The following is an 11,347-nucleotide window of genomic DNA, read 5'->3' as shown; positions in this document are numbered from 1 at the left end:
TTTCGGAACGAAAATCGGAAGAAAGCAAACACGCACTTTCTTTTGGTTAGGCACTAAAATAAGCATTTTTTATACACAGTGTTACCCACTGGCTTTTTTTTTCGTTTTGCTTATCAGTCGGATGTTTATGGTTTGAACGGAATTGTGCGTTGGGAAGACATACTCTTTTGCAATTTTTGGTGGCGTGGTGGCTTTGAGCGAATTGCAAATGTGTATGGCTTTGAGCGTCGGCGTTATTCTGACAAATTTTCCAGTGGAAGCCAGTATTATAACATCGGATGCGAGAATTGTTAAAGCGGACGCAAGAATTGTTAAAGCGGACGCGAGATTTGTTAATGCGGAAGCTAAAATATAAATGGCGGACGCAAGTATTGTTAATGCGAACGCCATTATTGTTAAAGCGGATAGAACATTTATACTTGCGGATGCAATATTTTAAAATGCGGACGCAAGTTTTGTAAAGGTTCTAACGAGAATATACTTTGCTCTATCAAGATTATTTTTCTTTCTTGAATGCAATACCTTTTATCTGACCAAATTCTGGACTGGTGGCTCCATATACGGACTTGACGTATTTCTTAACTTCTCCAGCTGTGTCAACTAATCCTTTGTCGTCGCTATATAATATTTTGTTTCTTTCTAATCTTGAGTTGCTTACTTCTGCGTAGGCTTTAGAGACTTGGGCATTTGTGTCTTTTAAGGTTTGCAGTTTTGTTTGAAGGGTAGCTACTTGTAATTCGGTTTCGTTTGGGGTGTAACTAGGTTCGGAAGCCAAAACAGAAATCATTCCTTCGAAATGTTGTATCTGTTGGTCGTAAGATTGTTGGCTTGAACTAATTGTTTTGGGTGCTGGTTGATTTGGGTCTACTGGTTCTTCTTTTTTTGATGCTCTTTTTCCTTGAATTTTGCGATTAAATCCTTTTGCATCGTCTATTTTTTCTTTGCTTGCATTGGTAGCTTCTAAAGCGTTTACTAAACGAGTTGAAAGTGGACGCAGATCTGCAAATGCTTCAACACGGTTGTTTACTGCGTTATTATATTCTGTGTTTTTGTTTACCACGTTATCTAAACTTGCGCTTGCTTGTGTGTAAAGTGCTTCGAGTTGTGGAAGTTTTAGGCTGTTTTTTGATGGATTGTAGGTTGCTCCATATCCATTTACAAATGCAATAAGGTCTTGAAAATTCGCCACATTTTTAGCGTGACCTACTTCTGAAGTTGATGCCATATTATTAAAGTTTATTTGTTACTTAAATTAAATTTAATAATAAAAACTATATGAAAAACAAACTTTGATAAAATATATTTTACAAATGTCTATTGTTTTGAAAGCATTTCGTCTGGAAAACTTTCTATAGATTCTTGTAAAATTTTATAAAACACTTTTGAATATTCGTGTTGTGAAGATTCCATACTGTCTATTTCATTTAACGTATTTTCTTTGCCGACTAAAAACATTCTCATGGAAAAGTAATCAGCATACATTAAAGAATCTTTGGGTTTTTTATTTAAAGAATCATTTATTATTGTTAAGTTATCCTTGATATATGAATCTGCTTTACTTTTATCAGTGTCTTTGAGTTTCATATATTTTGTTATATTAAGTGTGTTTATCCTATTATATTCATTTAGATATTTAGTATTAGTTAATAATTTTTCCAATTCATCATATTCTTTTAAGTTCATTAATAATGTTATGGTTAATTGTAAGTTTGGATTTGTCAATTCGGAATCATTATAGCTTTTATTTTGTTTAAGCTTAAAATAAGCAGAATCTAAATATTTATCTTCTTTAGTTTGATGATATTTTATTATGCTATTGTTTAAAATGGAAGCTAACTCATCATCAGTAATCATTTCTTTTTTTGATTCGCAATTTGATATAGTTAAAAAGAAAATTAGGGTAAAGTATTTCATGTTACTGGATTAGCAGAATTGTTTAAAATTATTCTTGTTCTTTAGGTTTCAAATATGTTTTATCATCGACTCTGAATTTCTTCATCTCTGATGTAGGATTTAATTTAATGTCCATATTTAAAATAGCTAACAAAATAATTGGAGCTCGATAATATATGTTGCTAAATTCTTTTTGATTTGTAGATTTTAAAAGATTGAGAATCATTTCTTGATTATTAAAACCGTTATTCATTATTGAGTTTAATTGTGAAAAATATTCATAATAAGAAGTACTCTTATAATTTTTCAACTTAATTATTGCATCATATGGACATTTAGAATAAATAGCATTATTTATTACAAATGAATTTAAATCAAAACCTTTATTTTCCATCATTATTAGAATTTCTTCAAAGAAGGCTTTATAAGAATTACTTTTTTCTTTCTCAATCGTATCGAATAAATTTATGTAATCCTCTTTTTTATTGTTTTTAATAAGATTAGAGTCCATTAACTTTTTTTCGATATCTAATGCAAAGACATAAAAATATATAGATTCTTTTTGATATATACCAGATGCGTATTTGTTGATTTCTTCATTAATACAATTTTTTAAGTCATTCTCAAAATTATTGGTTTGAGCGCTACAGGAGACAAAAGAAATATATAAGAATGTATAGATAGTAGCTTTTTTAAATATTTTAGATGTTTTCACGATTAACTATTTTCAGTTTTTATTTTGATGTAAATTTTCATAAATCATCAAAATTAAGGGTGTTCTATATAAAATGCTTTTAAATTTATTGTTAGGTATTGTATTCATTAAATCAATTATTTCCTTGTTTGAATAAGATAAACCTGCGTTTGCGTAAATGTAATTGGCTTTTTCTGTGTATAATATTAAATTTTCGTCTCTTATTGCTAAATCTTTCGATTGATTGTTTTCGTTAAAAAAACAATCAAAAATAAGCGTATTAGATTCTCCAATTATTGATATTGGTGAAACATTATTTTGTTCTAAAATTTGAGATATTTTGTTATAATAAATATTGTTTTTGTCTTTATTGTTATAAATATTATTTTCCAAAAAGAGAATCAATGAACTGTAAGTTTTTTTATTAATTTTATTGTTGCCTTGTTCTTGATTTAGAAAATTTTCTATTTCTGACATAGCCAAATAAAAGTGATTTTCTTTATTGGGATTGATTTTGTATATATTATTGTTTAATTTATTTTGGCTACAGTCTTTAATTATAATATCACTTTTTTGGCCACTACAAGAATAAACTACTAGGTTTAAAATTATAATTATTGCTATATTTTTTAATTTTTTCATATTGAATTTGTATTAATCTCTTTTGAATCTATTATAAATTTTGTTGTAATTTTCATTGCCATTATAGTAAATTTTTGCCCCATCTGATCTGGCGTGTTTACCTGAATTTGTTACTCGGTAAAAGAAAAAGACATTTTTATATTCAAGTCCAGATGTTGGTTGATGTTCGTTGGTATGGTTTGAAATTGGGAATTCATTTGTTTTACTCCAATTAGAGTATTCATTTGGATTATATAGGGTTATATCATAATAAATGTCTACACCATTTAAATTAGCTTTACCAGATGTTTGACTTAAACTTGAACTTCGATTTTTAAAAAACTCTGATGGTTTGAAGTCAAATTCTCCCTTTGAAAAAGTATAATCTGTTGCAAAAACAAATTGGTCAAAAACTCTTTGTTCAGTTGCCATATCTGATTGCATATTTAATTCCATTACATCACTTCCAGTAATTGATTTTGTATCAGCTCCTGATATTTCTCCATTATCTAGGGTTGCATATAAATTGTCTGCAACATCTTGTTTTAAACCATATTGGCTTGCCAAAGTATTTGCATTATCTCCCTTTTCTGCAATATAAGATGTAGAACCATTTTCATTAACTTGTGGAATCCATTCAGGAGCCAAGCCAGTTGGGTCGACTAATATTAAAGGACTGTTCATTACAAAATTATAGGGTGACCAATTTGGGAATTCAGAAGAAAGTGGGTCAGGGCTCATCCAACGGCTAATAATTTCTGGGTTTAATGTGGCTTCGGAGTATCTAGTTTCCAATTTTGTATATCCTGTAATTGATTTTCTTTTTACGTGATATGTAAAAGAACCAATTTTAACAATACTATCCAAATCATGGAACTCTAAATATTTCCCTTTGCTTAATGTTGCAATTTTTGGTTTATAACCAAATTGCTTAAATGGGTTTCCAGCTTGTATGTTATTTTCTCTGCGCTGTTGTTCTTCCATGCTTAAAGAATCTTTTGTTTGGGCGAAACCGAAACAAAAGGAAAATATAAATAGTAGGGTTAGATAATTGGTTTTCATAGAAGATAGCTTAATGATTTTATATTTGTAGATGGAGTTATTCGATATTAAATTTACTTAACTCCTCATTGATAAGGATTTTATTATTTTGACTTGTACTATTTTCACTAACGATTTTTAATATTTGATAAAATAGTTTTGTGTGGTTTTCGGTAAAATTATTAACCCTTGTTATGTTTTTAAAATCTTTATTTTTATAAATTATATTTATTATAAAAGCACCGCCATCTAAAGTATTTTCTGTTTTACTAACAAAGTCTTCATTAGTGAAATTATCAATTTCATCAGAAAATGATTTAATATTATTGTTGCTTAATTCTATAATTTCATTTTCAAGTTTAATGGTTTTGGTATATTCATTTGAGTCTGAAATTTCATCTGGCGAACGAGGAATTTTTATATCAATCGCAGAATTTGAGATTAATAAATACTCTTTTTGGAGATTAATTAAGAATGATGTTTCACTATTCTTTTTTGAATTAAAAAAAGTGAATTCTATTATGTCAATTTTATTTTCTTTTTGTGTGCAACTAATTGAAAGAAATAGTGCAAAGAAACAAACACAAATGTTTATTTTAGTTTTCATAACTGGCTTGGTGTTTTTACTTTTTGTTCATTAAACTTATTGTTCCAAGGACTGTAATCAAATTTTTTATTTAAGGCTGGTCTATATATAGAAAATGTTGGATGTCTTGAATAAGGAATGCCATTGTCTAAAAATGTTTGAATAGTACTACTAGCATTGCCTTGATCTCCTGAATATCCTGAAGCCACATCATCTGGTGAAGCTGTTCCTGGATGGCTATGATATTTTCTAACTAAATCAAGAATGTTAGAGCCTGATATTGCTGAAAAACCCATTGTTGCTTCTGAAAAATGATTGTTTCCAATAAAGAATTTATTTCCTTTATATTCCTCAAATGACCATTCAACATTTGAATTGTCACTCCCAAATTTAAATAAATTTAACGCGTCGGATTCATTTGAAGTACTTGTCCAAGTTCCAGTTTTTTTCCCCCAAGGTGTATTTGCAACAAAAGAACAATCATCATATGTTAAATCATCAATAATAGTTTTGTCTTCTGCATTATTTTTAGCTACTGTCATACTTTTGTCTTTATTGACTGTGCCGTCATCATTTGATGCATATAAAGTATCAAATTTATCATCTGTTAATTTTAATAAAGAAACAGAACCATCTTTATTTAATTGATAATCATTTAGTGGACTTTCTGGCGCTAAACCTGTTGGGTCATTTAAAAGAACAGGACTATTCATTACAAAGTTATAAGGAGACCAATTTGGGAATTCATCAGAAAGTGGGTCTGGGCTCATCCAACGGCTAATGATTTCTGGGTTTAATGTGGCTTCGGAGTATCTAGCTTCTAATTTTGTATAGCCTGTAATTGTTTTTCTTTTTACGTGATATGTAAAAGAACCAATTTTAACAATACTATCCAAATCATGGAATTCTAAATATTTTCCTTTGCTTAATGTTGCAATTTTTGGTTTATAACCATATTGTTTAAATGGATTTCCAGCTTGTATGTTTTTTTCTCTGCGCTGTTGTTCTTCAATGCTTAAAGAATCTTTTGTTTGGGCGAAACCGAAACCAAAGGAAAGTATAAATAGTAGGGTTAGATAATTGGTTGTACTAACAAAATATTTATTTATTTTTTGGTGTTCGTGATTTTTCTTTGAAAAAGTCATAATCAATTGGTTGTGTTAATATAGTTATTAATTTTTTTGTTAGCGTATTTTTCTTTTTCTTCTTTTAAGGAAACAAGCCAATTTAAATACATGTCTTCTGGCATTTGTCTGTAACCTAATTGATGAATTACTGTTAACTGGTTCTGTATTTCTAAAAATATTGTACTAGTTTCAGGATATTTATTGACATCGGTAAAATCTGTGTTATGCTCATATAAAATATTTTCAATCTTTTTGCCTTGTGCTTCTGTTTTCAAAATCATTGCATTTACAAAGTTTGGAAAGTATTCGAGAGCTTTATCGGCACATTTTATAACAAAATCTAAATCATAAAATTCTTGTGTTTGATATGCTTGTGCCAAATCGACTAAACAAAGTGCAATACTTTCTTTATTATTTAATGCCTTCATATAAACTCCGTTACGAATTGCATCAATATGTACATAGCCAGAAGCCATAATCCACGCATCTATGGGGAAAATACCACTTGTTAATTCTGTATTGTACCAACCATCCTTTTCGCTACGATGTTTAATGTAAATATGGTTTGGAGCGAGTGCTAAATGTGCTTCTATACCTAATTGTTCGGCAAGTATTTTATATAGAAATGGGAGAGAGTGGCAGTTGCCTTTTCTTGACATGAGTAAGTTCGATACAAACATACTGTTCCAATTATTGTGACCGAATGGGTCGTCAAAATTATAGTCGAAAGGCTCATATAAGTAATTGTTATCTTTAATATCTTTTATTGGAATGGTATCATTCAAAACTGTAAACAAGGAGGCGTATTTACTAATATTTTCTTTGTCTTTACCTTGATACTCTAAAGTTCTACTCTCTAATAGTTGATTTGCAAGTGTAGTTAAAAAATCGATTTTTTGGTTTAGATAAATTGTGTCTAAAGTTCCATTGTTATAGGCGTTTTCAACGCTAAAAACAGCTTTTTTAAAGTTGTAATTGCTTTTATTTTCAAGCATATCATTTAAAAGGTTATAACTTTCTGTATAGAGATAATCTTGTGCTTTTGAGATTTGTGAAAAGCCACAAGTAATTAATAATATGAGGAAAATTCTTGGCATTTAATTTTTGATTGTTTGGTTAAGTTTGATATTAAACTGTTCTTTCATTTCTTGGTTTTCTTGTTGTTGTTTTGTGTCTTTTAAAGATGTTAGCCACTTTTCATAATCGTGTGGTGACATATATTCGTAACCTAAATTGTCAATGGTTGCATATTGCGTATTTACTTGATTAAGCAAAGCAACTATTTCAGGATAATATCGAATGTTTTGTAAATCGGTTTTGTCTCTAGGATTTATACCGATTTGTTTTGTTATATATTCAAATTGTTGGGTTAAATAGTTTGAGTTTAACATATTTGTGGTTATACTATTCGGATATAATTGTAAGGCTCTATCTATAACTTTTTTTACAAAGGAATCATAACCGAACTTACGAGCGTAACCTTGAGCAAAATCTGCGAGCAGTTGCGCAAGCAACTGCTCGCTTGATATTGTTTGCATATAGATTTCATTTTGTAGAGCTTCGGATTTAATAAAGCCTGATTGTAATATAAATGTCTCTGTTGTGAACATTCCATTTGTTAGCTCAACATTATACCAATAATCGTTTTCGTCTCGAAATTTGATATAAGAATGATTTGGTGATAAAGACAGAAAGGCTTCTGCGCCAATTTCCTCTGCTAGGATTAAGTATAACCTTGGAAGTGAGTTACATTGTCCTTTTCCTGTTGCCAATAGTTTTGACACGAACATCTTTGACCAGTCTTGAATACCCATATAATCCTCAAAGTCATATTTGAAAGGTAAATGTTTAATATCCTTTGATTTTATTTCAAGGGTATCTGAAAAGAATTTAAAAAGCATAAAGTTTTTTGCAAGGTTGTTGTTTTGGTCGTAGCCTAATTTGTCCATTTTTTCACGCAGGAAGTCGCCTGTTTGTTTTACGAGCTTGTCAAAGTTCTCATAATTTTCCTGTTCTTCGAAGTATGCGTTTTCAATTATGAAAGTTGCGTCTTTTATTGAGAACTTGTCTGGATTAAGTTCATTGAGTTTGTCAAATCCTCTTTGGTAATAGACTGCACTTTCGATATTGCTGTAACTTGGTAGAGAGTAATTTAAATGTTTTGCATTAATATCTGCATTGATTTTTTTGAGTTCAGTCTTTTGTTTTTCAACTCTTTTTTTGTCTTGTTCGTAAACGTCCATTCCGTTTGGTCTGGAAGTTGGTAAACCTGTTGTCAATTGAAAATTTGTTTGTGTGTAATTTGAATTTGGTGTAATGACTTGGAAGGAAGCAAGTGAAGGTGCTTTAGGGATTTGTACTTGTCCGAATGACAGCGCAAAGGTCAGCCAGCAGAGTAAAGTCAGTCGTACTTTTTTAAATTCTATTTTCATTCAATTCCTATTATTAAAATGGGAGTTCTAAAATTAGGAAATCTGAATTGATAATGTTTTGACTTTTACCTTATAATAAGTAAGGTTAAACCTCCTTTCTTGTGTGATTTGTTGAGCGTTGGCAAAAAACAGCTCTTTTATTTTTTGGGGTGTCGGCTTTTTAAGCGTTTGGCAAAAAATGAATGTGCTGTTTGTGTGGTGGCGTTTTTCAGTTCGGGGTTTTAATGGAGGTTCGGAGCTTTTTTTAGCTTGTGGGTAACGGTCTCGTATAACCGTCAGTTACGGGTTTTAAATTACTGTTTTTTGATTAAGCAATGACGCTCGCAATTCCGAGTGGATTCGGACGTAGTCGAATCCGCCGTAATTGCGGTTATACATTGTTGGCTGTAGTTTTTTTCTTTTTCCGTTCTCTTGTGTATTTACTAAAAATGTCAACATATCTATCGTCAAACATAATTTTTGTGATGTTTTTAAATTCAATTTTGGTCGGCTTTTCGTCTAAAAAGCCAGTCGCATTGAAATATTGTATGAACACACTCTTATCAGAAATTCTTTTTATTGGTCCGATTGTGAAACTATCAATTTCCGGATTTTCACATTCAACGACAACATTCTTTTTATTTTTCCGTAACGATTGGAAAATTGATTTCCAATCCGTTAAATCCACTTTGGTTTTAATTCCGATATTTTTCTTTTCGTTTTCTAACAGCATTATTTTGTCATAATACTTGTCATTATTGTTGTGTCGAATTTGTTTAAAATCCTTAATCAGTAAAATATTAAATCCAAGAAGTCTGAAATCATCGCATTCTTGAATTACAACAAAGTCATTTGAGAAGTCAACAATATATCCACGACTTAATTCGTCCCAATCGTCTGCAACTTTTCTCGTAATTCGAGCGAATTTTTGATTCTCGTAAAAGTCTTTTATTTTTTCTCGCATTTCGTTTTTCAAATTACAGCCAACGTTTTCGTGTATGAAAAGTGCGTGTTTGCGTGCGAGGATTTTCGGAACGAAAATCGGAAGAAAGCAAACACGCACTTTCCTTTTGGTTTAGCACTAAAATAAGCATTTTTTATACACAGTGTTGGCAATAGTTATTTTTTCAAATCGTTTATCCAATTCAATAAATATTCTTTAAAGGATAAATCAACATTATAAATTTGATTCGTTTTTTCATCAGTTCCTTTTTTAGTCATAAAATGATTTAAACCTTGAAGTTCTATGAACGTTATATTCTTATTCCCAATTTCATCTAGCTTTTTTTTGCTTTGGATTGGGTCAACCAAAATATCATCTTTCCCTATAATAACTAAAGTTGGAAAATCAATATTCTCAAAGGTTTTTGTATTATCAATTCGAGCAAATTCTACATATCTAGGCAAAAGATAACCAGAAAATGAGTTCTTATTCACGTTTGCTTCTTTAGATTCTTTTTTTCCTATTTTCCATAATTCCGAAGCGTTTTTATTTGGGTATTTGTCAATTAATTCATGAGCATAGTTTATGGCAATTATTTGCTCCTCTGTGTTTTTTCCAACAATTAACTTGTCATAGTTTTTGATTCCTTTTTCAATTTGATATTTTAATAAGTATCTTGGTTTTCCAATTGGTGCAGACCATTGAATTAAAAAATCGGGTGTAGTTTTATTTTCTATAGCTTGAATTGTTATAATACCACCTAAACTATGTCCTAAAAAACCTATTTTTTTATTTTCAATGGTTTTTGACTTTTTAAATTCGTTATAGATTTCAATGAAATCACTCGTATAGATTTTCGGTTCATCATTATACTCTCCCATAGATTTCCCAACTCCTCTTTTGTCAAATATGAAAACTCCAATTTTGTTTTGAAGTAAAAATTCAATTAAGTAATTATGTGCTTTTTGAGAGATTCTACCAGTTCCAGAAACGATTACAAGTACATTGTCAAAATCAGATTTTGGTGTAATTAAGCTTCCGAAAATTGTGATGTCCTCGTTTATTTTGGCAGTAATCTCTTCAGTATTATAATTTTCAATATTTTCTATTTCCTTTTCATTGTCTTGTATTTTTTGGCTGAAAATTAAATTTGAAATTAATAATAAAGTTATTACCGTAATGTTCTTCATAATTATTGCCAACGTGTTTGGCTATGGTTTCGTTGCGTGAAAATCCGCGAGGATTTTCCGCCGTAAACCGAAGATAGCAAATTTGCGAGGACTTTCCGATAGGAAAGTCGGTAGCAATGAACTATAGCCGGTGTTGTAGTGCGTTTTTTAATTTATTATTATGGGAATCACAACGTCGTCTTTGTTAAATGTTTTTATTTGAATCGCTCCATTTTTTCCCTCTCGTTTTCCCCAAATCGCAATTGCTTGATTAATTCCTAAATTATTTATTTCTTTTACTTTTTTTGAAATTAAACGTCGATAAACATATCTGTAATCGTGAGTTGGTATTCCGTCTACCATATAAAATATTTCTTTATTTGGGTCAATATTTTTCACGAACTCAAAGTCAATTGCTAATTCAGGATTAAAGTCCTCCACATTATTTAGTCCGATTATTTTTTGGTAATTCGATTCGTATTTGATTTCCGATAAAGGCTTTTCGATTACTTCTATCGATTTATTATTTTTTCTTTTAGAAATAAATTCAGTCGGATTTGTCAAAACCCATTCATTATTGACGACAATTAAGGTTTTGTCATTGATTTTTATTCTCTCCATTTGAGTTTTACAACTTAAAAACAAAGTTGAAATCAAAAGTAAAATTATTGTCGTTTTTCTCATTTCTCAAATGCACTACAACGGGTTTGTGTATGAAAAGTGCGGGTTTGCGTGCGAGGATTTTCGGAACGAAAATCGGAAGAAAGCAAACACGCACTTTCTCTTTGATTAAGCACTAAAATAAGCATTTTTTATACACAGCTTAAGTTTACAATTCATTAAATTTATTAGATAATCAGAA

Annotated in this window: 12 protein-coding genes; all 12 read right to left on the bottom strand. The window is 30.2% G+C overall.

Annotation, left to right across the window (positions count from 1 at the left end):
* Window positions 1-496: 496 nt before the first annotated feature.
* A complete protein-coding gene (locus tag FVF61_RS05600) occupies window positions 497-1,225 on the bottom strand; it encodes a hypothetical protein (protein ID WP_148454229.1) in 729 nt (242 codons plus the stop codon).
* A gap of 89 nt (window positions 1,226-1,314) precedes the next feature.
* The gene (locus FVF61_RS05595) at window positions 1,315-1,914 is read right to left on the bottom strand and encodes a hypothetical protein (protein ID WP_148454227.1); all 600 of its coding nucleotides are present in this window, start codon (window positions 1,912-1,914) and stop codon (window positions 1,315-1,317) included.
* Between the two features lie 28 nt (window positions 1,915-1,942).
* Window positions 1,943-2,608 carry a hypothetical protein gene (locus tag FVF61_RS05590; RefSeq protein WP_148454225.1) on the bottom strand — a complete coding sequence of 222 codons (666 nt, stop codon included), beginning with the start codon at window positions 2,606-2,608 and terminating at the stop codon, window positions 1,943-1,945.
* Window positions 2,609-2,620: 12 nt separating this feature from the next.
* A complete protein-coding gene (locus FVF61_RS05585; protein WP_148454223.1) occupies window positions 2,621-3,229 on the bottom strand; it encodes a hypothetical protein in 609 nt (202 codons plus the stop codon).
* A gap of 12 nt (window positions 3,230-3,241) precedes the next feature.
* The gene (locus tag FVF61_RS05580; protein WP_148454221.1) at window positions 3,242-4,192 is read right to left on the bottom strand and encodes a hypothetical protein; all 951 of its coding nucleotides are present in this window, start codon (window positions 4,190-4,192) and stop codon (window positions 3,242-3,244) included.
* A 115-nt stretch (window positions 4,193-4,307) separates the two neighbouring features.
* Complete coding sequence (locus tag FVF61_RS05575) at window positions 4,308-4,856, bottom strand: hypothetical protein (protein WP_148454219.1); 549 nt, start codon at window positions 4,854-4,856, stop codon at window positions 4,308-4,310.
* Window positions 4,853-5,980 carry a JAB-like toxin 1 domain-containing protein gene (locus tag FVF61_RS05570; protein WP_148454218.1) on the bottom strand — a complete coding sequence of 376 codons (1,128 nt, stop codon included), beginning with the start codon at window positions 5,978-5,980 and terminating at the stop codon, window positions 4,853-4,855. The genes FVF61_RS05575 and FVF61_RS05570 overlap by 4 nt, the downstream gene beginning before the upstream one ends.
* Before the next feature lie 2 nt (window positions 5,981-5,982).
* Window positions 5,983-7,059, bottom strand: a complete 1,077-nt coding sequence (locus FVF61_RS05565; RefSeq protein WP_148454216.1) for a hypothetical protein — start codon at window positions 7,057-7,059, stop codon at window positions 5,983-5,985.
* Window positions 7,060-8,394, bottom strand: coding sequence for a hypothetical protein (locus tag FVF61_RS05560; RefSeq protein ID WP_148454214.1), 1,335 nt, complete (start codon window positions 8,392-8,394; stop codon window positions 7,060-7,062).
* Window positions 8,395-8,764: 370 nt separating this feature from the next.
* The gene (locus tag FVF61_RS05555; protein ID WP_148454212.1) at window positions 8,765-9,349 is read right to left on the bottom strand and encodes a hypothetical protein; all 585 of its coding nucleotides are present in this window, start codon (window positions 9,347-9,349) and stop codon (window positions 8,765-8,767) included.
* 143 nt (window positions 9,350-9,492) lie between these two features.
* Window positions 9,493-10,506 carry an alpha/beta hydrolase family protein gene (locus FVF61_RS05550; protein ID WP_148454210.1) on the bottom strand — a complete coding sequence of 338 codons (1,014 nt, stop codon included), beginning with the start codon at window positions 10,504-10,506 and terminating at the stop codon, window positions 9,493-9,495.
* 147 nt (window positions 10,507-10,653) lie between these two features.
* Complete coding sequence (locus tag FVF61_RS05545; RefSeq protein ID WP_148454208.1) at window positions 10,654-11,106, bottom strand: hypothetical protein; 453 nt, start codon at window positions 11,104-11,106, stop codon at window positions 10,654-10,656.
* Between the last annotated feature and the right edge of the window lie 241 nt (window positions 11,107-11,347).

This window comes from Xanthomarina maritima, from assembly GCF_008084905.1.
In the GTDB taxonomy this organism is placed as follows: domain Bacteria; phylum Bacteroidota; class Bacteroidia; order Flavobacteriales; family Flavobacteriaceae; genus Xanthomarina; species Xanthomarina maritima.
The sequence above is the reverse complement of the archived record's forward strand: the minus strand, read 5'-3'. Positions and strand labels throughout refer to the sequence as shown.

Excerpts from the sequence above, each read along its gene's own strand:
- FVF61_RS05600 (WP_148454229.1), bottom strand. The coding sequence starts at position 1,225 with ATGGCATCAACTTCAGAAGTAGGTCACGCTAAAAATGTGGCGAATTTT.
- FVF61_RS05595 (WP_148454227.1), bottom strand. The coding sequence starts at position 1,914 with ATGAAATACTTTACCCTAATTTTCTTTTTAACTATATCAAATTGCGAA.
- FVF61_RS05585 (WP_148454223.1), bottom strand. The coding sequence starts at position 3,229 with ATGAAAAAATTAAAAAATATAGCAATAATTATAATTTTAAACCTAGTA.
- FVF61_RS05580 (WP_148454221.1), bottom strand. The coding sequence starts at position 4,192 with ATGGAAGAACAACAGCGCAGAGAAAATAACATACAAGCTGGAAACCCA.
- FVF61_RS05575 (WP_148454219.1), bottom strand. The coding sequence starts at position 4,856 with ATGAAAACTAAAATAAACATTTGTGTTTGTTTCTTTGCACTATTTCTT.
- FVF61_RS05570 (WP_148454218.1), bottom strand. The coding sequence starts at position 5,980 with ATGACTTTTTCAAAGAAAAATCACGAACACCAAAAAATAAATAAATAT.
- FVF61_RS05565 (WP_148454216.1), bottom strand. The coding sequence starts at position 7,059 with ATGCCAAGAATTTTCCTCATATTATTAATTACTTGTGGCTTTTCACAA.
- FVF61_RS05560 (WP_148454214.1), bottom strand. The coding sequence starts at position 8,394 with ATGAAAATAGAATTTAAAAAAGTACGACTGACTTTACTCTGCTGGCTG.
- FVF61_RS05550 (WP_148454210.1), bottom strand. The coding sequence starts at position 10,506 with ATGAAGAACATTACGGTAATAACTTTATTATTAATTTCAAATTTAATT.
- FVF61_RS05545 (WP_148454208.1), bottom strand. The coding sequence starts at position 11,106 with ATGGAGAGAATAAAAATCAATGACAAAACCTTAATTGTCGTCAATAAT.